The sequence below is a fragment of the Lysobacter sp. 05T417 genome (assembly GCF_056396405.1).
Genome location: NZ_JBFTLK010000001.1, coordinates 413,651 through 437,465, shown reverse-complemented (window position 1 = coordinate 437,465; position 23,815 = coordinate 413,651). Strand labels below are relative to the sequence as shown.

Here is a 23,815-nt window from a genome sequence, read left to right as displayed (position 1 = left end):
GAGCGCTGACATGACGATTGCAGAGCTCAGCATCAAGCGGCCGGTCACGGCGATCATGTTCTTCGTGTCGCTGTTCGTGATCGGCCTGATCGCGGCGGTGCGGCTGCCGCTGGAGGCCTTCCCGGAGGTCTCCCCGCCCTTCATCTTCGTGCAGATTCCCTACGAGGGCTCCACGCCCGAGGAAGTGGAACGCACCCTGCTGCGGCCGGTGGAAGAAGCGCTGTCGACGATGACCGACATCAAGCGCATGGACGCCAACGCCCGTTCCGACGGCGCCGAGATCTTCATGCAGTTCTCGGACTGGGACCGCGATGTCGCCATCGCGGCGTCGGAGGCGCGCGAGCGCATCGACGCCATTCGCGACGACCTGCCGGACGACCTGCAGCGCTACAACGTGTTCAAGTTCTCCACCACCGATGAACCGGTGTTGCGCGTACGCCTGGCCAGTTCGACCGACCTGACCGGCGCGTACGACATGATCGACCGCGAGTTCAAGCGGCCGATCGAGCGCATCCCCGGCGTGGCGAGGGTGGAGGTAACGGGCGCGGCGCCGAACGAGGTCGAGATCGCGATCGATCCCGACCGTCTCAACGCCCACAACCTGAGCATCAACGACCTCAACACGCGCCTGAAGGCGGTCAACTTCTCGGTGTCCGCCGGGCAGATCGACGATGGCGGGCGCCGCTTGAGAGTGCAGCCGGTCGGCGAGATCACCGACCTGCAGCAGCTGCGCGACCTGATCATCGACGTCAAGGGCACGCGCCTGGGCGACATCGCCGAGATCCGCCTGAAACCGGCACGGATGAACTACGGCCGTCGCCTCGACGGCAAGCCGGCGATCGGCCTGGACATCTTCAAGGAGCGCAGCGCGAACCTGGTCGAGGTGTCCAGCAACGCCCTCAAGGAGGTCGAGTCGATCCGCAAGCAGCCGGAGATGAGCGGGATCCAGATCAAGATCATCGACAACCAGGGCGACAACGTCACCAGCTCGCTGCTGGAACTGGCCGAGGCCGGCGGTATCGGCCTGCTGCTGTCAATCGCGGTCCTGTTCTTCTTCCTGCGTCACTGGCCGTCGACATTGATGGTCACCCTTGCCATCCCGATCTGCTTCGTGATGACCCTGGGCTTCATGTACTTCACCGGCGTCACGCTCAACATCCTGACGATGATGGGCCTGCTGCTGGCGGTGGGCATGCTGGTCGACAATGCCGTGGTCGTGGTGGAGAGCATCTACCAGGAACGCGAGCGCATGCCGGACCAGCCGCGCCTGGCCTCGATCATCGGCACCCGCCACGTGGCCATCGCGCTGTCGGCCGGCACGCTGTGCCACTGCATCGTGTTCCTGCCCAACCTGTTCGGCGACCGCAACTTCCTGAGCATCTACCTGTCGCAGATCGCGATCACGATCTCGGTGTCGCTGCTGGCCTCATGGCTGGTCGCGGTCAGCCTGATCCCGATGATCTCGGCGCGGCTGAAGACGCCGCCGGCGGTGCGCTCCGATCGCGGACTGATCCCGCGCCTCCAGAGCGGCTATGCGCGCTTTCTGCGCTGGACGCTGGAACACCGCGGCAAGAGCGTGCTCGGCATCGTGCTGATCATCGCCGTCAGCTTCGTGCCGATGGTGTTGACCAAGAAGAACATGTTCGGCGGCGATGACGGCACCGAAACCAACATCTTCTACCAGTGGAAGGGCGCCTACACCAAGGAGCAGATGTCGGCCGAGATCCTCAAGGTCGAGAAGTTCCTCGATACGAACCGCAAGCGCTACAACATCACCCAGATCTACTCGTACTTCAGCGAGCAGGGCTGGGGCGGCACGCGCCTGACCTTCGATACCGACAAGATCGGCGAGACCAAGGCGACGATCGAGAAGCTCCGCGAGGAGATGCCAAAGTCCGCCCGCGCCAATATCGGCATCGGCAACCAGGGCGGTGGCGGCGGTGGCGGTGGTCCCGGCCAGAACATCCAGGTTCAACTGGTCGGCGACTCGACCGAGACGCTGGTGGAACTGGCCAACGACATCGTCCCGATCATGGCCAAGCGCAAGGAACTGCGCGACGTCCGCGTCGACATCGGCGACCAGAACAGCGAGTTGTCGGTCCACGTCGATCGCGACCGCGCGGCATCGTTCGGCTTCAGCGCGCAGCAGGTGGCCAGCTTCGTCGGCCTGGCGCTGCGCGGTGCGCCGCTGCGCGAGTTCCGTCGCGGCGAAACCGAAGTGCCGGTCTGGGTCCGCTTCGCCGGCGCCGAGGACTTTGGCGTGGAGGACATCGCCAGCTTCACCGTGCGCGCTCCTGACGGCCGCACCGTGCCGCTGCTGGCGATGGTCGACGTGGCGGTGAAGCCGTCGGCAACGCAGATCCAGCGTGCCAACCGCCAGACCACGGTGTCGATCCAGGCCAACCTCGCCGACAAGGCGACCGTGCCGGATGCGCGCAAGGCGATGGAAGAGACGTTGAAGTCGGTGGCGTTCCCGGCCGGCTACAGCTTCAGCTTCGAAAGCGGCGCCTTCGAGGACGAGGCCGATGCGAACAAGCAGATGATGTTCAATCTGGTGATCGCCCTGGTCATGATCTACGTGGTGATGGCGGCGGTGTTCGAATCGCTGCTGTTCCCCTCGGCGATCATGAGCGGCGTGCTGTTCTCGGTGTTCGGCGTGTTCTGGTTGTTCTGGCTCACCGGCACCGAGTTCAACATCATGGCCTTCATCGGTATCCTGGTGCTGATGGGCGTGGTGGTGAACAACGGCATCGTCATGATCGAGCACATCAACAACCTCAGGCGCCGGGGGCTGTCGCGCACCGACGCGCTGGTCGAGGGCAGTCGCGAGCGCTTGCGGCCGATCCTGATGACGATGGGCACTGCGATCCTGGCGATGGTGCCGATCTCGCTGACGACCACGCAGATGGGTGGCGACGGCCCGCCGTACTACCCGATGGCGCGCGCCATCGCCGGCGGCCTGGCGTTCTCGACCGTGGTCAGCCTGCTGTTCCTGCCGACGATCTACGCGATGCTCGACGATCTGCGCAATGGCACGTCGCGGATGATGCGACGTGCGCGCGGCAAGGGCGAGGGCGTGCCGGCGGCGGCAGTGGCGGCACTCAAGGCGGAGTAATTTCCTACCGCGTGGTTACAGAAACGGGAAGGCTTGCCTTCCCGTTTTCTTATGCAAGTCCCCTTCGTGGCCACCTAACGTGGTCCGGTGCATGAAAGGGGGAGCCAACCATGCGTGTCGCCCCGGCCATCGTCGGCCTCCGCCTGCGTCCGTATTCGCATCGACATCGCGGAATGAGCCTGATCGAGGTGCTCATCGCGGTGCTGCTGATGGCTATCGGGATGCTCGGTGTCGCAGCCCTGCAGGCAACGGCCCTGCGCAATAGCCAGAGTTCGCTCGAGCGTAGCCAGGCGGTCATGCATGGGTACGCGATCCTCGACGCCATGCGGGCGAACCTGGCCGCGGCCAGGGCCGGTGGCTATGACATGGCCATGACCTGCGATGCCTCGCCCCGGCGCCCGGCCGACACGGATGCGAAGGAGACGCTGGCGTCCAATGACAGGCGCTACTGGCTCAGCGCGATCCAGGCCGACCTGGGTGATGGCGGCTGTGGGCAGATTGCCTGCACGGTCGTAGCCGAAAGCAAAGCCAGAGACTGCACCGTGACTGTTCGCTGGGATGACTCGCGCGGGACGGCGGGCGAACACGCGCACTCCGTGACGGCTGTGGGGCGGCTATGAGGCACCGGCGATACGAGGCGGCCGCACAAGGCGGCTTCAGCCTGATCGAAGTGTTGATCTCGCTGGTGCTGGGCTTGCTCGTCTTGGGCGCAGCCATCGCCATCTTCCTGTCCAATCAGAAGACCTATCGCGCGACCGAGAGCCTGGGGCGCATCCAGGAGAACGCCCGTATCGCGTTCGAGCTGATGGCGCGCGATGTCCGCGAGGCGGCAGGGAACCCGTGCGGAAAGGACCTGCCCGTTGCCAACATTCTCAACGGCGCAACCGGCCAGGCGTCACCGTGGTGGATGAAGTGGGAGCGGGGGCTGTTTGGCTACAACGACGGTGCGCTCGCAGGCTCGGCGAAGGGAACCGATGCCATCGAGTTCCTGGCGTCGTCCGGCTCGACAGCGACCCTCACTGAGACTGACGCCAGGCGTGGGCCATCGAGCGCGCCGGGGCAGTTCAAGGTCCACACAGGCGCGCACGGGCTGCGCGGGGGCGACATCGTACTGGTGTGCGACTACACCCAGGCCAGCATCCTCCAGCTGGGCTCGGCAGCTGATGGCAATACGACGGTCGATTTCGCCCGCGGCAACGGCTCGGCCGGCAATTGCACGAAGGGTCTCGGCCTGCCGGTGGTGTGCAGTGCCCAGGGCAGCAGCAAGCTCTACGGCCGCAATGCACTGATCGCAAAGCTGCATGCAGTGCGTTGGTTCGTCGACGACAACGGTCGCAAGGGACGATCGCTTTACCGCGTGCGGATGGACAAGGGCACCGTCCTTCCAAGGGAGGAGATCGCCGAGAACATCCACGACTTGCAGATGACCTACCTGGTGCCCGGGCAGGCCGGTTACGTGCATGCCACGGATGATCTCGACTGGAAGCGTGTCGTCGCGGTGCAGATCGCCTTGACCGTGCGGGGCGTGGAGCGCGCTGGCGTGGACCGGTCATCGATTGCGCGCTCGATCACGCACGTGGTCATGCTCCGGAACAGGGCGTCATGAAGCTCCGGCCCTGCGGGTCGCCCGGGACGCGGCCGCACGGCGTGGCGCTGGTGACGGTGCTGGTCCTGTTGATCGTGGTGACCCTGCTCAGCCTGGCCAGCCTGCGCGGGACGCTGCTGGAGGAGCGGATGAGCGCGAACCTGTTCGATCGCAGCCTTGCCTTCCAGGCCGCAGAGTCCGCACTGCGGGTAGCCGAGCAGAAGGTGCGGGAAGCGGTCCTGGCCGGCAAGGTGATTGGCGTCGATTGTGCGGCGCCCGGCGCGATCTGCCCGGGCTCGCCTGCCAACGTCAACGCCGTCACCACCGACGAGTGCACCGCCAACGCGACGGGTTGCTGGATCGGCGTGACGCATCCGTCGTCGTACTCGGCGTTGGCGGCCGGCGCGCCGCAGTACTACATCGAGTACATGGGGGAGTTTTCGCTGTCCGCCGAAGACTCCGGCAGCGCCCACGCTGCGTCTGCCAACCAGTACGGATCTGCCCCCTCGACGCCGCGGGCGTCGATCTATCGCATCTCCGCGAGAAGCCACAATCCGCGCATCAACCGCGCGTTCGTGGTGTTGCAGGCAACGGTGGAACTTCGTTGATGGCGCGCATGCTGATGGCGCTCATTGCCCTGGTCACGGCCGCGTCGGCAGCCGACGTCATTGCCCAGGTGCAGATCGCGAACTCCCCGCTGTACGTGGGCGCGCGCGTGCCCGGCAACCTTGCCCTGGTTCCTTCGGTCGAGTTTCCGACGATGATCAGCCAGGCCAACATCGGCCCTTACGATGTGGGTCGCAGGTATGTCGGCTACTTCGATGCGGACAAGTGCTACCACTATCGCTATTCGCCGATCGAGAGCGAGCGGCACTTCCTTCCCGTCCGGTTCACCCAGAGCCATACCTGCAACCACGCCAACAAGGAGTGGAGCGGCAATTTCATGAACTGGGCGGCGACCCAGACCATCGATCCCTTCCGTCTCGCGCTGACTGGCGGTTACCGCGTCCGCGATACCGCAGCGGAAACCTGGCTTGAGAAGGCGCGGCACGACAGGGGCAGCTTCTACGCCGACCGCCGTCTGCCGGAGACCGGAAACAACAGGTCGGCCGTGCGCGCTGCAACCCCCGCGCAATGGAACTGGATGCGGCTCAGCATCGCCGGTCATGGCAACCGGATGCGGTTCAGTGGTCGGACCTTTCAGGGGTTGCGGGTCGTTGCCTACAACCCGGCCGTGCACGATCTGGTGGTGAACAACCGTGGAGTGGCACTGCCATTCAACACGTTTGAAGTCAGCGTCAGGGTCCGGGTTTGCGTGCCGCTCCTGCTGGAAGCCAACTGCAGACAGTACAGCCAGGGTTGGAAGCCTGAAGGACTGGTCCAGCAGTATTCGGACCGGGTCCGCTTCAGCATCTTCGGGTACCTCAACGATTCAAGTGTCCTGCGCGACGGGGGCGTGCTGCGGGCAAACCAGACATTTGTCGGGCCTCAGACCCACGACCCCAAGGTCGGGCCGGCGCCGAATGCCGGCAGGGAATGGGATCCCCAGACCGGTGTCATCCAGCGCAACCCGGATCCGGTGTCCGCCGCCGCAACGCCCGGTGGCATCCGCGACAGCGGCGTCATCAACTACATCAACAAGGCCGGGCAACTGACCTCCCAGCCGCACAAGAGCATCGATCCGGCCAGCGAGCTCTACTACACCGCAATTCGCTACTTCAAACGCCAAGGGAACGTCGCGGCGTACTCGGCCATCGGCCTGGGCGGCGCCTACGATCGGGCAGATGGATTTCCGGTCATCACGCAATGGAAGGATCCGCTCCAATACCACTGCCAGGCCAACGTCATCCTCGGGATCGGGGACGTCAACACGCACCGCGACAAGAATCTCCCGGGAAATACCAACACATCAGAAGAACCTTCGACGCCACCGGAAGTGTCCTCGGACAGGACGGTCAACGTGGTCACTGCCACGAGGAAAGTCGCAGAACTGGAAGGGCTGGGAATCCGCACACCATTCAGCGGTCGCAACAATTCCGCCTATATCGCCGGCCTGGCCTACGACTCGCATACCACGGACATCCGCCCCGATCTCGAAGGCACGCAGACGATCGCGACGCATTGGGTGGATGTCCGCGAGAACAACGTGCTGGAGCCGCGGGCGCGCAACCAGTACTGGCTGGCAGCCAAGTACGGCGGTTTTCGTGTTCCGGATGGCTACCGGCCCTACGACCGCACCGAGCCGCTGCCGGTTTCGTGGTGGCATGACTCAGGCGATGTCCTGGCTACCGGCGACAAGCGTCCAGACAATTTCCATGTCGCCAGCGAGGCCGAACAGATGGTTGAGGGCCTGGCCCGGGCATTCAGCCGAATTGCCCGCGATACCAGCGGAACGGCGGCGTCGCTGGCGTCGAACTCCACTCGTCTGGAAACCGGCGCCGTGATCTACCAGGCGCGGTTCCACAGTCCGTCGTGGCGCGGCGAACTCAGCGCGTATGCGCTGGATCCGGCAACGCGTGCATTCGCGCAGACGCCGCTGTGGAATGCCGGCGACCGGCTTGCCGCGATGAAGTGGGAGGAGCGCAGGATCCATGTCCACAATCCGGAAGCAGCTCCCGGCCTGCGCCATCGGCTGCTGAGCTGGAACACGCTGGGACCGGCACAGAGGGCCGTGTTGGGAGACGAAGCGACGGTGAACCATCTTCGCGGCGATCGCAGCAACGAGGGGCGCCTTCGTGAGCGACAGGGCGTGCTTGGCGACATCGTCCACTCCCAGCCGGTATTCGTCGGCAGTCCCGACGTTCGCCGTTACAGCAATGCGACGTTCAGCGGCGGGTCGTCCTACGGAGAGTTCGCCCGCGCACAATCCATCCGGCGCGGAGTCGTCTACGTCGGGGCCAACGACGGCATGCTGCACGGCTTCGACGCGGCCAGCGGCGACGAGGTGTATGCGCTTCTTCCGGCCGCGGCGATCACCGCCGCGCTGAAATCATTGACGTCGCCGCGTTACGAACATCGTTACTTCGTGGACGGTGAACTGACGGTGGCGGACGTGTACTCCACCATCGACCGTCGCTGGAAGACGGTCCTGGTGGGCAGCCTGGGACGCGGGGGCAGATCGGTATTCGCGCTGGATGTCACCGACCCCGACAGCGTCGGCTTCCTGTGGGAGCGCACCGCTTCGGATGTGCCGGCGCTGGGCCACGTCCTTGGCAAGCCGATCATCGCCCAGGTTGCCGACGGTGACTGGCGCGTGCTTCTCGGCAACGGACCCAACAGCAATGGCGGGGCTGCATTGATCACCATCGGTGTTGAATCCGGTCGCGCTGAGGTGGTCGCGGCAGGAACGTCTGCCGTCAACGCCCTGTCCGCGGCCAACGCCCTGTCCGCAGTCGATGCCTGGGACAGCGACCGCGACGGTTTCCATGAGACCGTCTACGGCGGCGATTACACCGGCAACCTGTGGCGATTCCAGGGTGTGGGTGGCGCGCAGGTCGCGGTGAACCGGCTCTATGCCGCAACCGATCCACTCGGCAACCGGCAACCGGTCACGGCGGCTCCACTCGTGCTGAGGCACCCGGAAACTCGAGCGTCTTGGGTCTTCTTCGGCACCGGGCGTTACCTCGGTGACGTCGATGTCGGCGATCGCAGCGTGCAGACCTGGTACGCAGTGGTGGATGCAGGCGCCGAGGTGCCGGGTCGGGCAGGGCTGGTTCGTCGGCGGATACTGGCGGAGGTGAGCGCCAGCAACTCGTTGACGTTGCGCGCCACCAGTGCGTTGAGCGCGGGCGAGCTGGATGGAACGCAGGGCTGGTTCCTCGACCTCGTATCTCCCGTCAAAGGCGAGGAGGGCGAACGAATGGTGGTTCCTAACCGGTTCGAGCGGGGGCTGCTGATCGGCACGACGCGCATTCCCGATTCCCGGGACGTCTGCAATCCAGGCGGCAGGGGCTTCGTCATGGCGCTCGATCCGTTCACCGGCGCGCGACCTTCCACCGGTGCGCTGGATACCAATGGCGATGGCGCATTCGACGTTGCCGATGAAGTCAAAGTCGGTGGCGAACAGCTTCCCGCGTCGGGCGTGGGCTTCGGGACCAGTCCCAATGGGCCGGCCTTCCTTGAGAACGACATCCACGTGGTTCTCGACGACGGCACGCGGGCCAGGTTGACCACGCGTGCCGGAGGCAGGACGTTGACCCGCATCTCGTGGCGGGAACTTGTCCTGGACGAGTGACGGGACTGCCTCAGCCGACGAGCTTGCCCAGCATCCTCAGGCCGCCGGTCCACACGCCAATGGCAGTGCCCAGGCTGGTCAGGAAGAAGTTGAGCAGCACGCGCGCCACGCGGTTGCGCCACCAGCCGCGCCAGCTCTGCACATCGTCGCGCAGGGCCATGAAGTCGGCATAGGTCGGTTTGCGGATCCATGCTTCGGTCAGGGCGCTGAGCGTGCCCGAAGCAAGCGCAGGGTGCAGCGGGGTGATCGGGGATGCGACAAAGGCAACCAGGATGCTCAGCGGATGGCCGCCGGCAATCGTGCAGCCGATCGCGCCCAGCACGCCGGTGGCCAGGACCCACTGCAGCAGCAGGTCGGAACCGACATCGATGCCGCCACGCCAGAAGCCCCAGGCGAAACCGCCCAGCACGAACGCCGCCAGGATGATCGTGAACCAGGGCACGTTGCTCTTTTTCGGCAGCGCCTCGAGTTCCTCGCGGATGGTGTCTGGAGCGCGGACCTCTTCCTTGAGGTGGCGCGCCAATCCCTGAAGATGGCCGGCGCCGACCACGGCCAGCACTTCGCGTGCGTCGCCGTGGCTCTCGCGCAGGCGCGCGGCCATGTAGCGGTCGCGTTCGGCGATCACGGTTTCGTACAGCTCCGGACTGTCGCTGGCGAACTCGCCGAAGCTCGATTCGAGCATGTCGCCCTGCTTGAGCTTTTCGATTTCCTCCGCGCCGACTTCCTCGTCGACGAACAGCGCCGCCATCAGGCCGCCGCCGAGCTTCGCCCGCGACCACCAGCCGAGCCGGTTGTTGGCGCGCTTGAAGGTCAGGCCGACGTCGCGGTCGATCAGGTGCACGGGCAACTCGCGCTGGCGAGCCTCGAGCACGGCACGCTTGAGTTCGGCGCCCGGTTCGATGCCGAGCTGCTCGGCAAGCCGGCGCTGATAGGCGGCGAGCGCCAGATTGGCCGCGAACAATGCGGTCTTGCCGGTGCGGATGACCTGCACCAGGTCCAGGCGCGCCAGCGCGTCGGGGTCGGTCAGGGCCTGCAGGCGTTGCGGATCCAGTTCGACCGCGACGGCATCGAATGCACCGCTGTCGATCGCATCTCGAACGGCCTCGACGCTGGCCTGCGAAACATGCGCGGTACCCAGCAGCGTGTAGCGCACGCCGTCGCGTTCGACGATGGCATGGGGCTGGTCAGCCAGGACGGCATCGAGGGCGGCCTGTGCGGCGGAGTCGATCATGACTGCTCCTGGCGGTCGCCCAGGGCGTGGGGTGCTACTGCGTGCATGCGGTGCCTTTCGGGGTTTGCGCAGCAAGACGGCGCCAATCAGGCGCCGTCCAGCTCATGTGTGGGGTGGCTGACAGAGCTTAGGGCCAGACCCCCAGCGGGGCAACGCGGGCAAATCCAGACCGTTGCTTCAGACCGCTGGACTAGCCCTTGGTTCCTCAGGCCACGCCGAAGGGCAGGTTGCTGCTCGAGACGATCCGGTCGCCGACGTTTTCCCCACGCAGGAAACGCAGGCCCGCAGCGATGACCTCGCCATCGTCGAGGACGCGACGATGGCCCAGTCCGCGCGTGGTGAGCAGGCGCGAGTCCGGCCAATAGCGTGCGTAGCGCTCGCCTTCCTCCCAGGGCACGTCGCGGTCTTCCAGGTCGTGCACGATCAGTGCCGGCCGACCGATGGCCGGTGCGTTGAGGTGCGCCTGCTGCGCTTCGAACGTGACGCCGATGCGGCTTTCGAAGTACGCGAACATGCGCTGGCACAAGCGTCGTCCCATCCACATCACGTTGGCGAAACGTTCTGCCGCTGCAATCGGATCCGCGGCCGGCGCGATCAACACCGCGCGCGATGCCTGCAGGCCCTGGGCCATCGCCAGCAGCGTGGCGGCTCCGCCAAGCGAATGCCCGATCACGGCTGCGGCCGGGCCATAGTGCTGGCCCACCGCCAGCAGGTGGTGCGTGAAATCAGGAAGCGTGGCCTGCGTACCGGGACTGCGGCCGTGTGCGGGCTGATCGAATGCGACCACGGCATAACCGTCGGCAAGCAGGGTCGGCAACCATGGGGCGATGCGGGTGCCATGGCTGGACCAGCCGTGCGCAAACAGCACATAGGGCTGCCTGACCGGGTCGCCCCAGACGTAGGCGGCGATGGCATGGCCATCGACGTCCAGTCGTTCTTCGCGCGCGCCCTGCGTCGGCGCCGCGGCAGCGCGGCTGCGGGTACTGGGCATCGGCGTGGAGAACAGCCGCGCCGCCCGTTGCAGGGTGGCTTTCGGAGCGAGGGGGCCACCCAACGCAAAGCCGAGGCGCAGGCCATACAGCCGCATGATGTTACGAACGGTCGTGCTAATTGTGGCGATGAGCGGGTACACGGCGGACCTCCGGTAGGCAATCAGAGGGTGGGGGAGTACGAGCGGAACAGCCGCTCGAGCGCATTGCGGCCGCGGGTCACGGCCAGGTCGAAGCCGAACAGGCCGGCATCGTGGTGGACGATCAGGGCAAGGCTGTAGACCTCGAACGCCATCTGTTCGGGATCGGTATCGACCGCCAGGTCGCCGGTCTCGACGGCCAGGGCGATGGCGCGCGACAGCTCGCGACGCCAGCGCAACTCGTGGGCAACGACGCGGTCGCGGATGTCGCCGGGGCGGTCGTCGTACTCACTGGCGGCGCTGAGAAGGAGACAGCCGCCTTCGGAGGATTGCCGCGCCCAGTCGAACCAGGCTTCGACAATGGCCCGAAGCCTGGGCAGCCCGCGCGGCAGCTTCAGCGCCGGCAGCAGGACATGGCCGACGAATCGCTGTCCTGCGGCATCGAGAACCGCCAGCTGAAGGTCTTCGCGCGAACCGAAGTGGGCGAACACGCCGCTCTTGGACATCCCGACCGCCTGCGCCAGCGGCCCGATCGACAGGCCTTCCAGGCCGGCCGAACAGGCGATGCCGTAGGCGCGATCGATGATCGCTTCGCGCGTGGCGGCGCCTTTGCTGGTGGCGGTGAGTGCGGACATGGACGGAAAATAGCACGTCCGTTCGTTTTAATTGATGCCGCTCGTCGGCAGCCGAGTAATCTCCCGGGGCGCTGAGATGCCCCAGCCAGCTCAGTCGGAGTCGGGCGGGCTGTTGCGGCCGTCGCCCAGCTCCAATTGCATCTGCACCGTGTCGAGCCAGCGCCCCTGCTTGCGCCCGAGACCGGCGAACACGCCAACGGTCTTGAACCCCAGTCGCTCATGCAGGGCGATGGAGGCGGCATTGCTGACATCGCCCACCACCGCGACCATCTGCCTGAAGCCCAGCGTGGCGCAGTCATCGATCAGACGCTGCAGAAGCGCGCGGCCGACACCGCGTCCCTGCAGTTCGGGAACGATGTAGACCGTGTCCTCGACCGTCCAGCGATAGCCCTCGCGGGTGCGGTAGCTGCTGGCGTACGCATAGCCGGCGAAACGGCCATCGAGTTCGGCCACGATGTACGGATAGCCCTGCGCGACGATGGCCTGCCAGCGCCTCGCCATTTCAGCCTGGTCGGGCGTGTCGTACTCGTAGGTGGCGACGTGGTCGGCGACTTCGCGCGCGTACAGCGCGGTGATCGCCGCAAGGTCGCCGGCGACGGCAGTGCGGATCGTCGGCGCGGTGGCCAAGCGGCTCAGTCGCGGTAGCGCTTGAGCAGGTCGCCGTACGCGTCGATGCGGCGATCGCGAAGGAACGGCCAGATCCGGCGCACATGTTCGCTGCGCTGCATGTCGACTTCGGCCATCAGGATCTCCGGCTCGGCCACGGTCGACTGCGCAAGGAACTCGCCTTGCGGACCGAGCACATGGCTGGTGCCCCAGAAGTCGATGCCGGCCGCATCGAGCGGCGACTGCTCATGACCGACGCGGTTGCAGCTCAATACCGGCAGGCCGTTGGCGACGGCATGGCCGCGGTGGCTGAGCACCCAGGCATCGCGCTGGCGATCCTTTTCGGCCTGCTCGTCTGTCGGGTCCCAACCAATTGCGGTGGGGTACAGCAGCAGTTCGGCGCCGGCCAGCGCCATCAGGCGCGCGCCTTCGGGATACCACTGGTCCCAGCACACGAGCACGCCCAGGCGACCGACCGACGTCTGGATCGGCTCAAATCCAATATCGCCCGGAGTGAAGTAGAACTTCTCGTAGAAACCCGGGTCGTCGGGGATGTGCATCTTGCGGTACTTGCCGGCGGTGGAACCGTCGACATCGAAGACCACGGCGGTGTTGTGGTACAGCCCGGCCGCTCGCTTCTCGAACAGCGAGCTGACCAGGACCACGCCATGCTGCTTCGCCAATGCGCCCAGCCGCTCCGTGCTCGGGCCGGGAATGGTCTCGGCGAGGTCGAACTCGTCGACCGACTCGTGCTGGCAGAAGTAGGGGCCGTTGTGCAGTTCCTGCAGCAATACCAGCCTCGCACCGCGCTTGGCGGACTCGGCCACGCGCGCCTCGATGTTGGCCAGATTGGCCTCGCGGCTGCCGTGGTCGCGATCCTGGATCAGGGCGACGGGGAGGGTGGTCTTCTTCATGGGAGTGAAGTCCGGTAGGCGGAGATGGAAGGCATTCCGGGCGTCAGCCCAGAAGTCCGACCGGCAACTGCATCGTGATGCAGTGCAGGCTGCCGTTCTGCCAGATCAGCGGGCGGCACGGTACCGGCACGATCTCCCGGTCGGGGAAGGCTTCGGCCAGCACGGCCTGGGCCCGCGCATCGGCTTCGTCGCCGTAGGCCGGCATCAGCACCGCGCCGTTGACGATGAGGAAGTTGGCATAGCTCGCCGCCAGGCGCCGGCCTTCGTCGACGATGGGCTTGGCCCACGGCAGCGGGAACAGCCGGTACGGCCGGCCGTCGCGCGTTCGCAGCGCAGCCAGTTCGGCGCCCATCGCCCGCAGCTCGGTGAAGTGCGAGTCGGACGGATCGTCGCAGTCCTGGTAGACGATCGCGTCGCGCGCGGCGAAGCGGGCGAGGGTGTCGACGTGGGCGTCGGTGTCGTCGCCTTCCAGGTAGCCGTGGTCGAGCCACAGCACGCGCTCCTGGTGCAGCCAGCCGGCGAGCCTGGTGGTCAGGTCTTCGCGCGAGGTCTCCGGGTGGCGCTCGTGCAGGCACTGCCAGGTGGTCAGCAGGGTGCCTTCGCCGTCGCTGTCGATGGCGCCGCCTTCCAGTGCGAAATCAACCGGATAGCGCGAACTGTTAACGAAGGTTCCGGCATCGTGCAGGCGCTCGACCAGCAGGTCGTCCTGGCTGGCGTCGAACTTGCCGCCCCAGCCGGTGAAGCGGAAATCGAGCAGGCGGAAACCGCCGTCGCGGCGCAGCGTGATCGGGCCGGAATCGCGCAGCCAGGTGTCGTCGTAGGGAACGTCGACGAAACGAACCTGCGCCATGTCGACGCGCGCCGAGGACAGGCGCGCGCGGGCATAGGCTTCCACGTCCTCGTCGGCCACGCAGATGATGACCGGCTCGAAGCGGGTGATCGCCGCGACCAGCGCGATGTAGGTCTCTTCGACCTCGCCCAGGCGGTCAGCCCAGTCGGTGTCGGCATTGGGCCACGCAATCAGGACCGCGGACTGGGGTTCCCACTCCGCGGGGAAGCGCAAGACAGGTTCGTTCATAGCCTCAGCGAATGGGGGGCTTGGGGCCGACTTCCTCGGCACTGGCCTTGTTGGCGACGACGTCGATCACCTTGCTCTTCTCGAAGTACACGGTGAAAGCCGGGTAGACCCAACGGTTGATGGTCGGCCATTGACGCTTCTGGCCGCCCTGGGATTCGAGCTTCTCGCTCGGCGCGCCGTAGCTGGCTTCGACCTGGGCCATGGTCTGGCCGCGGGCCGGCATGGCGGCGCGGTTTTCTTCCTGCACGCGCTCCACCAGCAGGGTATCGGCGGCAGCCGTGCCGGCCAGCGCCAGCAGTGCGAACAGCGGTACAGCAACGAAACGCTTGTTGACGTTCACGGCGAGCCCCCTCAGTGGATGAACACGGTCTGGTAAGCCGCGATTGTACGCACAAGGTGTGAAGTGGCGGCAGCGCGCCGCCGTCACGTTTTGGCGAACCGGAACGCAAACCGGGCGCCGGCCCACATAAGAGGCCGGCCACAGAAAAGGCCGCCTTTCGGCGGCCTTTCGACTTGCACGGCGTCGCCGGGCTTCTTAGCGCTGACGCGCCTTGAAACGCGGGTTCGACTTGCAGATCACGAAGACCTTGCCACGGCGGCGGACGACCTTGCAGTCGCGGTGACGGGCCTTCGCCGACTTCAGAGAGGACAGGACCTTCATGACAGACTCCGGCAAACAGTTGAAAAACGATTGATTAAACAACGAAGCCGGCGATTATAACGGGTAATTCCTTCCCCGATCAAGCGCTTGCAGCAAAAAAAGTTCAAGGGGTCGCGAAACGGGGCGACGAAGGCCAGCTTTGGCCGGCGCATCGCATAATGATTGCATGAACAGCGCAGATCCCCACACCAGCATTCCCGTACTGACCATTGACGGGCCCTCCGGCTCCGGCAAGGGCACCATCAGCCGCCTTGTCTCGCAGAAACTGGGTTGGCATTACCTCGATTCAGGCGCCCTGTACCGGGCGGTCGGCGTCGCCGCCGGCTGGGCCGACCTCGACCTGGCCGACCCGGCGGCCCTGGTCCGCTGCACCTTCGATACCCGGATCGGCTTCCGCGACGACCCCTCCGGGGAGCTGCGGGTGCTGGTCAACGACATCGACGCCACCGACGAGCTGCGCACCGAGACCGCCGGAGCGGCCGCCTCGGCCATTGCCGCGATCCCGGAGGTCCGGGCGGCCCTGAAGGACCGCCAGCGTGCTTTCCGCCAGGCCCCGGGCCTGGTCGCAGACGGCCGTGACATGGGCACGGTCATCTTTCCGGACGCCGCCTTCAAGGTGTTTCTGACCGCCAGTGCCGACGAAAGGGCGGAAAGGCGCTATAAGCAGTTGAAAGACAAGGGGGTTTCAGTTAATTTAGATGGTCTGCTGCGGGAGATCCTTGCCCGCGACGCCCGCGATGCCAGTCGCGCGGTGGCTCCGTTGCGCCCGGCCGATGACGCCGTCCGCATCGACACCACCGGCCTTGGCATCGATGCGGTCGTCGAGCGTGTACTGCAACTGGTGACGCCATAAGCGCTACCAGTTGCAAGCGCGTTGAACGAACGTAGCAGGACGATGTTGCAAACCAAACGCCATCGCAATCCCGCGATGGTCAATCAACCAACACATGGCGTGGCTTCATCGCGCCACATAACGGGTGGGTCGACCACGTGCTGCTTGAAGTCATCCGACGTGGATGACCATGACAGCCGGTGCGGCCCGTGTGTTCAACAGAGTATTTTTCAATGACCGAATCATTTGCCGAGCTGTTCGAACAAAGCCAGACCAATCTGGCCAAGCTGAAGCCGGGCGCGATCGTCACCGGTGTTGTCGTGGAAGTCCGCGGCGACGTCGTGGTGATCAACGCCGGCCTGAAGTCCGAAGGCATCGTGCCGATCGAACAGTTCCGTAACGACGCGGGCGAGATCGACGTGGCCGTGGGCGACGAAGTCAAGGTCGCACTCGACTCGATCGAGAACGGCTTCGGCGAGACCGTCCTGTCGCGCGAGAAGGCCAAGCGCGCCATGGTGTGGGACGAACTCGAGGAAGCCCTCGAGAAGAACGAGACCATCACCGGCCGCATCTCCGGCAAGGTCAAGGGCGGCTTCACGGTCGACATCAAGGACGTGCGCGGCTTCCTGCCGGGCTCCCTGGTCGACGTGCGCCCGGTCCGCGACTCCGCGTACCTGGAAGGCAAGGAGCTTGAGTTCAAGCTCATCAAGCTCGACCGCAAGCGCAACAACATCGTCGTCTCCCGCCGTGCGGTGGTCGAGAGCGAGTACAGCGTCGAGCGCGAGCAGCTGCTCGAGAAGCTGCAGGAAGGCGCGATCCTCAAGGGCGTCGTCAAGAACCTCACCGATTACGGTGCGTTCGTCGACCTCGGCGGCATCGATGGCCTGCTGCACATCACCGACATGGCTTGGAAGCGCGTGCGTCACCCGTCGGAAGTGGTGGAAGTCGGCCAGGAGCTGGACGTCCGCGTGCTCAAGTACGACCGCGAGCGCAACCGCGTCAGCCTCGGCCTCAAGCAGCTGGGCGAGGATCCGTGGGACAACATCGCCCGTCGCTACCCGGCCAACACCCGCGTGTTCGGCAAGGTCTCCAACGTCACCGATTACGGCGCGTTCGTCGAGATCGAGCCGGGCGTGGAAGGCCTGGTGCACGTGTCCGAGATGGATTGGACCAACAAGAACGTCAACCCGTCCAAGATCGTGCAGGTCGGTGACGAGGTTCAGGTCATGGTCCTGGACGTCGACGAGGAGCGTCGCCGCATCTCGCTGGGCATGAAGCAGGTCACCAGCAACCCGTGGGAAACCTTCGCCGCCATCCACAAGAAGGGCGACAAGGTTTCGGGCCAGATCAAGTCGATCACCGACTTCGGCATCTTCATCGGCCTGGACGGCGGTATCGATGGCCTGGTCCACCTGTCCGACCTGAGCTGGGCAACCACCGGCGAAGACGTGGTCCGCAACTTCAAGAAGGGCGACAACCTGGAAGCCGTCGTGCTCGCCGTCGATCCGGAGCGCGAGCGCATCAGCCTGGGCGTCAAGCAGCTTGAGCAGGACCCGATGGGCCAGTACGTGGCGACCAACGCCAAGGGCTCGATCGTCAAGGGCAAGGTCAAGGAAGTCGACGCCAAGGGCGCGACCATCGAGCTCGACAATGGCGTGGAAGGCTACGTTGCCGCCCGCGACATCGCCAAGGAGCGCGTCGAGGATGCTTCGCAGCACCTCAAGGTCGGCCAGGAAGTCGAAGCCAAGATCATCGGCACGGACCGCAAGGGCCGTTCGATGCAGCTGTCGATCAAGGCCAAGGACGAAGCCGAGCAGCAGGAGGCGCTGGCGGACTACAACCGTTCGTCCACGTCCGATGCTTCCAGCGGCACGACCAAGCTGGGCGCGCTCCTGCGCGAGCAGCTGGGCAACAAGTCCGAGTAATCCTGCAGTCGCACGCTCGTAAGGGCGTGCCTCGGCAGCGTGGTATGTGGTAACCGCGAAGGCGGTCCGGCTCGTTCGGACCGCCTTCCTTCTAAGTCCCAGCCGTCGCGAGCAACCGTTCCCAGCCATGACCAAATCCGAGCTCATCGAGATCCTTTCGCAGCGTCAGGCCCACCTGAAGGGCGAAGACGTGGATCTGGCGGTGAAGGCGCTGCTCGAGATGATGGGCGGGTCGCTGTCGGGTGGAGAGCGGATCGAGATCCGCGGCTTCGGAAGCTTCTCCCTGCATTACCGTCCGCCGCGCCTGGGTCGCAATCCCAAGACGGGCGAATCGGTTGCACTTCCCGGCAAGCACGTGCCGCATTTCAAGCCGGGCAAGGAACTGCGCGAGCGCGTCAGTGGCGTCGTGCCGCTCGACGAAGCCGACTGATTCCGCTTCGGTCCCGCTTCGGTTCCGCCGCCGCCTGGTTCATCCCGGCCGCGCACGGCCTACTCAATGGCGTTGTCAGGCCCTAAGCTACCGCTGATCATTGCGGTCGCCCGGAGGGCTTCATGCGCCTGCTTCGTTTGCTCATCGCCATCGCCTGCCTGGCCGCCGGTGCCATCATTGGTGCCCTCAACCGCGCGCCGGTTCTGGTCGATCTGGGCTTCGCACGACTGCCCAGCAACCTGGGCGTGGCATTGATCGTCGCCCTGCTGCTGGGCGTGCTGGTCGGCGGACTGGCGATCAGCGCCAGCGTTGTCCTGCCGTTGCGCCGGCGCCTTGCACTCGCGCAGCGCCAGGTTCCTTCTCCCGTTTCGCATACGACCGCTTCCCCCGGGGCATGACGCATGGCGTTCATCAGTGAGTGGTTCTGGTTCTTCCTGCTGCTGCCGATCGCGGCGGTCAGCGGCTGGATCATCGGTCGACGCGGTGGCGAGCGCCACAGCGATACCCAGGTCAGTCGCCTGTCGACGACCTATTTCCGCGGCCTGAACTACCTGCTCAACGAGCAGCCGGACAAGGCCATCGAGCTGTTCCTGCATATCGCCGAGCTCGACAAGGACACCTTCGAGACCCAGGTCGCGCTCGGCCATCTGTTCCGCCGTCGCGGTGAAGTCGATCGCGCGATCCGCCTGCACCAGGCGCTGGTGCAGCGTCCCGGGCTGAGCGACCAGCAACGCGTGCAGGCGCTGCTGGCGCTGGGCGAGGACTACATGCGATCGGGCCTGCTCGATCGCGCCGAGACGGTCTTCAGCGATCTGGTCGCACTGGACATGCGTGCGCCGCTGGCATTGCGCCACCTGATCGGCATCTATCAGTCCGAGCGCGACTGGGACAAGGCGATCGAGAACGCACGGCGTTTCGAGGAAGCCACCGGCGAGCCGATGGGCAAGCTGATCGCGCAGTTCGAGTGCGAACTGGCCGAGCGCCATCGCGCCGCCGGCGACATCGTTGCCGCGCAGGAGGCGGTGAAGCGCGCTTACGAGGCCGACGCCAACTCGGTCCGCGCGGGCATGATCGAGGGTCGGCTCGAGGTGGAGGCGGGCAGCGATGCCGGTGCCATCCGCGCGTTCGAACGCGTCGCGCGCGTCGATGCCGACTATCTGCCGGAGATCCTGCCGCAGCTGCTGGCCTGCTACGAGCGTGTGGGTGATACGCCCGGGGCCCATGCGTTCCTGGCCGAGATGACCGAGCACTATCGCGGCATCGCCCCGGTGCTGGCGTTGACGCGCATGGTCGAGCAGGAAGACGGCGTGCCGGCGGCGCGGGCCTACCTTGCCCGACAACTCAAGGATCGCCCCTCGGTTCGCGGCGAAGCGGCGCTGATCGACCTGACCCTGGCCGAAGGCGCCGACCCGGCGGCGACGCTGCACGATCTCAAGCACATCACTGACCAGTTGCTGGTGCGCAATCCCAGCTACCGCTGCAATCGTTGCGGGTTCGGCGCGCGCAGCCACCACTGGCAGTGCCCGAGCTGCAAGGAATGGGGAACGATCAAGCCGCTGCTGAACTACGCGGTGGTCTGACATGCTGCAGTGGTTGGCGATCTACTTCTGCATCGGCATGGCAGGAACCTGGCTGGCCCGTCGCTATGCGATCAGGCAATCGCTGATCGACCAGCCCGGCGAGCGTCGCAGCCACGACGTCGCCACGCCGCGAGGTGGCGGCATCGCAATCGTCATTGCAGTAGCGGTTGCCGCCTGCGCGCTGGCATTGCAGCGGCCGCTCGATGCGCCGCTGCTGGCGGCATTCGGGGTTGGCCTGCTGCTCGTCGCCGGCATCGGCTGGGTCGACGATCACCGGCCGCTTTCGCCCTGGTGGCGACTGATCGTGCATGTTGTGGCGGCGGGGTTGTTCGGACTCGCGGTAGCGGATGTCTACCAGTCGCCCTGGCTGGGCGCATGTGCATTTGCTGCGACCATCGGCCTGACCAACGTCTGGAACTTCATGGACGGCATCAACGGCCTGGCGGCGAGCCAGGCGGCCCTGGTCGCTGCCGGTCTGGCGGCGATGGCCGGCGGCGTCTGGGGGCTGCTGGGCATGGCGCTGGCGGCCGCATGCATCGGTTTTCTGCCGTTCAATTTCCCCCGCGCGAGAATTTTTCTCGGTGACGTGGGTAGCGGCGCCATAGGATTCTCTGTGGCAGCGCTGGCGGTGGTGGCTGGCGCCCGGCTCGGGTCGCACTTCTGGGTCGTGCTGTTGCCGTTGTCGGTGTTCCTCGTCGACGCCGGCCTGACCCTGCTGCGGCGTCTGCTGCGGGGTGAGCGCTGGTGGACCCCGCACACCCAGCATGCCTACCAGGCCTGGGCCCGGAGCGTGGGTCACAAACGGGTGACGCTGGCATATGCAGGCGCGACGGCGGTGGCGATTTTGGCGGCGTTCTGGCTTGCGTCACACCCTGACATCGCCTTCATCACCAGTATCACACTCGCGTGGTATACCTGCTGCGCTTTTTTATGGGTCGGGCTGCAAAAGGCCGGTTCTTTCCGGACACCGACTTCAATTTGATTCAGATTGGCATTCAGAAGAGGGGCATGGAATGAGCTCATGGCGTGATCGGTGGAAGAGTGGCCTCCCGCGAATGGCGGTGGTCGCTCACGATCTCGCAATGGTGTGGGTGGTGTGGCAGGCCCTGCATCGTCTGCGTTGGGGTATCGAAGCCAACGCACCCGCCATTCCGCTCTGGTCGGCCGAGATCGCGCTCGTGCTGGCGGCCCAGGGACTGGTGTTCTGGCAGGTCGGCCTCTATCGCGGCCTGTGGCGCTTTGCTGGCGTCCCCGACCTGTGGAACATCCTCAAGGCTTCGATCCTGGGGCTGTTCGCGATCGTTCTCGGCCTGTTCCTCTATAACCGGCTCGACAGCGTGCCGCGTACGGTGCTGGTGCTCTATCCGCTGGTGCTGATGGGCATGCTCGGCGCACCGCGCCTGATGTATCGCGCGTGGAAGGATAGCCGGATGGATGCATTCGGCGGTGCCTCGGTGCGCATCCTGATCCTCGGTGCCGGTCACGCCGGCGAAGCGCTGGTGCGCGATCTGCGCCGCTCGGGCACCTACCAGCCGGTGGGTTTCCTCGACGATGCCGCGCGCCTGCGCGGCAGCAAGGTGCAGGGCGTGCCGGTGCTCGGTCGCGTCCAGGACGTGGCCGAGATCGCCCGCGAGACCGCGGCCAAGCTGCTCGTCATCGCCATGCCGTCGGCCGACGCCAATGCGCTCCAGCGTGTGGTTGTTTCCTGCGAACGCACCGGCCTGCCATTCCGCATGGTGCCCAAGCTGCAGGACGTGCTCGAGGGCCGTTCGTTGCCGGGCGAACTCAAGGAGGTCGCGATCGAGGACCTGCTGGGTCGCAAGCCGGTGATGCCCGACTGGAAGGCGATCCGCTCCTGGCTCGGCGCGCGTTCGGTCCTGGTCACCGGCGCCGGTGGCTCGATCGGTTCGGAGTTGTGCCGCCAGTGCGCACGCCATGGCGCGCGCCGCATCGCCCTGATCGAGATTGACGAACTCGCCCTGACCACGACCGAAGCCGCACTGCGTCGTGATTTCCCGGATCTTGAATACATCGCGGTGCTTGGCGATTGCGGCGACCCTGCGGTGATCGCGCACGCACTTTCGCGCGCCGAGCCCGACGCGGTGTTCCATGCCGCCGCCTACAAGCAGGTGCCGCTGCTCGAACTGCAGCTGCGCGAGGCAGTGCGCAACAACGTGCTTTCGACGGAGACGGTTGCGCGCGCCTGCCGCGGCGCCGGCGTCGGTACGTTCGTGCTGATCTCCACCGACAAGGCGGTCGACCCGGTCAACGTGCTCGGCGCGACCAAGCGCCTGGCGGAGATGTCCTGCCAGGCACTGGCCGACCAGCGCTCCACGCGCTTCGTCACCGTGCGCTTCGGCAACGTGCTCGACTCGGCCGGTAGCGTGGTCCCGCTGTTCCGCGAACAGATCCGCGCCGGTGGACCGGTCACGGTTACCGACCCGGAAGTGACGCGCTTCTTCATGACGATTCCCGAGGCCTGCCAGCTGATCCTGCAGGCATCGGCGATCGGAACGCACGAGGCGATCTACACCCTCGACATGGGCGAGCCGGTGCCGATCCGGTTGCTCGCCGAGCAGATGATCCGCCTGGCCGGCAAGCATCCCGGTCGCGACATCGCCGTGGTCTATACCGGCCTTCGTCCGGGCGAGAAGCTGCACGAAACGCTGTTCCATGCCGACGAGCGTTACCGCCAGACCGCCCACCCGAAGATCCTCCAGGCCGAACCCCGCGACGTGTCGTCCACGCACATCGAGAACGCCGTGGCGCAGCTGCGCGAAGCGTCGGTCCGTTATGATCTCGACGCGCTCGGCCATCTGCTGCGGAGCGCCGTCCCCGAATTCCAGCCGGTTGGCGCACACCCGGATTACCAGGAATCGGCAACGGTGGTGGCGTTCCCGGCGCGTAACGCAAGGAAGATTTGATGTCGGTTCGGATTCGCAAAGCTGTGTTCCCGGTGGCCGGTCTGGGCACCCGTTTTCTTCCCGCGACCAAGACCGTTCCCAAGGAAATGCTGCCGATCATCGATCGGCCGCTGATCCAGTACGCCGTTGACGAGGCGGTCGAAGCGGGCTGCGACACGCTGGTGTTCGTCACCAACCGCTACAAGCATGCGGTCGCCGACTACTTCGACAAGGCCTACGAACTCGAGCAGAAGCTCGAGCAGAGCGGCAAGACCGAGCAGCTGGAACTGATCCGCAACGTGCTGCCCAAGGGCGTGCGTGCGGTGTTCGTCACCCAGGCCGAAGCATTGGGCCTTGGCCATGCGGTGTTGTGTGCAAAGCCGGTGATCGGCGACGAGCCCTTTGCCGTGCTGCTGCCTGACGACCTGATATGGAACCGTGGGCCCGGTGCGCTGGCGCAGATGGCCGACGCCGCCCAGGCCTCCGGAGCAAGCATCATTGCCGTGCAGGACGTGCCGCGCGACCAGACCGGCAGCTACGGCATCGTCGCCACCGACTCTTTCAAGGGTCGGCAGGGCCGGATCAACGCGATCGTCGAGAAGCCCCAGCCGGAAGTGGCGCCGAGCACGCTGGCCGTGGTCGGCCGCTATGTGCTCAATCCGCGCATCTTCTCGCTGCTGGAAACCACGACGCCCGGCGCCGGCGGTGAAATCCAGCTGACCGACGCCATTGCCGCGCTGCTGAAGGAAGAAGCGGTCAACGCCTACCGCTTCCAGGGCACGCGCTTCGACTGCGGCACCCACATCGGTCTCATCGAGGCAACGATCCGCTACGCGCTCGACCACGAGAAGCTCAGCGATTCGGCGCGCCTGCTGATGCAGAACGCATTGGCCGAGCTGGGCGTCGAAGAGCTCGGCTGAGCACCGTGTGCTGGGCCGCTGCACGAATCGTGTGGAA

General features: G+C 65.8%; 21 protein-coding genes. 13 read left to right on the top strand and 8 right to left on the bottom strand.

Features of this window, described 5'->3' with window-relative positions:
* Window positions 1-10 precede the first annotated feature (10 nt).
* The 5 genes from AC1DER_RS01955 (at window position 11) to AC1DER_RS01935 (ending at window position 8,934) form a co-directional block, all read left to right on the top strand.
* On the top strand, window positions 11-3,115 hold the full coding sequence (locus AC1DER_RS01955; RefSeq protein WP_477243987.1) for an efflux RND transporter permease subunit: 3,105 nt from the start codon (window positions 11-13) through the stop codon (window positions 3,113-3,115).
* A gap of 110 nt (window positions 3,116-3,225) precedes the next feature.
* On the top strand, window positions 3,226-3,735 hold the full coding sequence (gene pilV, locus AC1DER_RS01950) for a type IV pilus modification protein PilV (protein ID WP_477243985.1): 510 nt from the start codon (window positions 3,226-3,228) through the stop codon (window positions 3,733-3,735).
* A complete protein-coding gene (locus AC1DER_RS01945; protein WP_477243983.1) occupies window positions 3,732-4,721 on the top strand; it encodes a PilW family protein in 990 nt (329 codons plus the stop codon). The genes pilV and AC1DER_RS01945 overlap by 4 nt, the downstream gene beginning before the upstream one ends.
* Window positions 4,718-5,308, top strand: a complete 591-nt coding sequence (locus AC1DER_RS01940; RefSeq protein ID WP_477357604.1) for a pilus assembly PilX family protein — start codon at window positions 4,718-4,720, stop codon at window positions 5,306-5,308. Before AC1DER_RS01945 ends, AC1DER_RS01940 begins: the two co-directional genes overlap by 4 nt.
* On the top strand, window positions 5,308-8,934 hold the full coding sequence (locus AC1DER_RS01935; RefSeq protein ID WP_477357601.1) for a pilus assembly protein: 3,627 nt from the start codon (window positions 5,308-5,310) through the stop codon (window positions 8,932-8,934). The genes AC1DER_RS01940 and AC1DER_RS01935 overlap by 1 nt, the downstream gene beginning before the upstream one ends.
* 10 nt (window positions 8,935-8,944) lie before the next feature.
* Here the strand turns inward: AC1DER_RS01935 and AC1DER_RS01930 are convergent, their stop codons facing one another.
* From AC1DER_RS01930 to ykgO, 8 genes are all read right to left on the bottom strand, one after another.
* Window positions 8,945-10,165 (bottom strand): TraB/GumN family protein, encoded by a 1,221-nt coding sequence (locus tag AC1DER_RS01930; protein WP_477243977.1) that lies wholly within the window; start codon window positions 10,163-10,165, stop codon window positions 8,945-8,947.
* 205 nt (window positions 10,166-10,370) lie between these two features.
* Complete coding sequence (locus tag AC1DER_RS01925; protein ID WP_441816191.1) at window positions 10,371-11,252, bottom strand: alpha/beta fold hydrolase; 882 nt, start codon at window positions 11,250-11,252, stop codon at window positions 10,371-10,373.
* 65 nt (window positions 11,253-11,317) lie between these two features.
* The gene (locus tag AC1DER_RS01920; RefSeq protein WP_441816192.1) at window positions 11,318-11,929 is read right to left on the bottom strand and encodes a TetR/AcrR family transcriptional regulator; all 612 of its coding nucleotides are present in this window, start codon (window positions 11,927-11,929) and stop codon (window positions 11,318-11,320) included.
* A gap of 90 nt (window positions 11,930-12,019) precedes the next feature.
* Window positions 12,020-12,556, bottom strand: coding sequence for an N-acetyltransferase family protein (locus AC1DER_RS01915; RefSeq protein ID WP_477243974.1), 537 nt, complete (start codon window positions 12,554-12,556; stop codon window positions 12,020-12,022).
* Between the two features lie 5 nt (window positions 12,557-12,561).
* Window positions 12,562-13,449 carry a carbon-nitrogen hydrolase gene (locus AC1DER_RS01910; RefSeq protein WP_477243972.1) on the bottom strand — a complete coding sequence of 296 codons (888 nt, stop codon included), beginning with the start codon at window positions 13,447-13,449 and terminating at the stop codon, window positions 12,562-12,564.
* 43 nt (window positions 13,450-13,492) lie between these two features.
* Window positions 13,493-14,527 carry an agmatine deiminase family protein gene (locus tag AC1DER_RS01905; RefSeq protein WP_441816195.1) on the bottom strand — a complete coding sequence of 345 codons (1,035 nt, stop codon included), beginning with the start codon at window positions 14,525-14,527 and terminating at the stop codon, window positions 13,493-13,495.
* Between the two features lie 4 nt (window positions 14,528-14,531).
* Entirely contained in the window at window positions 14,532-14,867 is a 336-nt protein-coding gene (locus tag AC1DER_RS01900) for a hypothetical protein (RefSeq protein ID WP_441816196.1), read from the bottom strand.
* A 195-nt stretch (window positions 14,868-15,062) separates the two neighbouring features.
* On the bottom strand, window positions 15,063-15,188 hold the full coding sequence (gene ykgO / locus AC1DER_RS01895) for a type B 50S ribosomal protein L36 (RefSeq protein WP_010342887.1): 126 nt from the start codon (window positions 15,186-15,188) through the stop codon (window positions 15,063-15,065).
* A gap of 166 nt (window positions 15,189-15,354) precedes the next feature.
* Here ykgO and cmk point away from each other — a divergent pair, with 166 nt between their 5' ends.
* From cmk to galU, 8 genes are all read left to right on the top strand, one after another.
* Window positions 15,355-16,041 (top strand): (d)CMP kinase, encoded by a 687-nt coding sequence (cmk, locus tag AC1DER_RS01890; RefSeq protein WP_441816197.1) that lies wholly within the window; start codon window positions 15,355-15,357, stop codon window positions 16,039-16,041.
* Window positions 16,042-16,253: 212 nt separating this feature from the next.
* Window positions 16,254-17,945 carry a 30S ribosomal protein S1 gene (gene rpsA, locus AC1DER_RS01885; protein WP_477243969.1) on the top strand — a complete coding sequence of 564 codons (1,692 nt, stop codon included), beginning with the start codon at window positions 16,254-16,256 and terminating at the stop codon, window positions 17,943-17,945.
* A gap of 127 nt (window positions 17,946-18,072) precedes the next feature.
* Complete coding sequence (locus AC1DER_RS01880; protein WP_158731172.1) at window positions 18,073-18,375, top strand: integration host factor subunit beta; 303 nt, start codon at window positions 18,073-18,075, stop codon at window positions 18,373-18,375.
* A gap of 122 nt (window positions 18,376-18,497) precedes the next feature.
* Window positions 18,498-18,773 (top strand): lipopolysaccharide assembly protein LapA domain-containing protein, encoded by a 276-nt coding sequence (locus tag AC1DER_RS01875; RefSeq protein ID WP_441816199.1) that lies wholly within the window; start codon window positions 18,498-18,500, stop codon window positions 18,771-18,773.
* A gap of 3 nt (window positions 18,774-18,776) precedes the next feature.
* Window positions 18,777-19,955, top strand: a complete 1,179-nt coding sequence (gene lapB / locus AC1DER_RS01870) for a lipopolysaccharide assembly protein LapB (RefSeq protein WP_477243966.1) — start codon at window positions 18,777-18,779, stop codon at window positions 19,953-19,955.
* Window position 19,956: 1 nt separating this feature from the next.
* Complete coding sequence (locus AC1DER_RS01865; protein ID WP_477243964.1) at window positions 19,957-20,937, top strand: MraY family glycosyltransferase; 981 nt, start codon at window positions 19,957-19,959, stop codon at window positions 20,935-20,937.
* 31 nt (window positions 20,938-20,968) lie between these two features.
* The gene (locus AC1DER_RS01860; RefSeq protein ID WP_441816202.1) at window positions 20,969-22,879 is read left to right on the top strand and encodes a polysaccharide biosynthesis protein; all 1,911 of its coding nucleotides are present in this window, start codon (window positions 20,969-20,971) and stop codon (window positions 22,877-22,879) included.
* Window positions 22,879-23,778: a UTP--glucose-1-phosphate uridylyltransferase GalU gene (gene galU, locus AC1DER_RS01855; RefSeq protein WP_477243961.1), complete on the top strand. Its 900-nt coding sequence runs from the start codon at window positions 22,879-22,881 to the stop codon at window positions 23,776-23,778. Before AC1DER_RS01860 ends, galU begins: the two co-directional genes overlap by 1 nt.
* Window positions 23,779-23,815 lie beyond the last annotated feature (37 nt).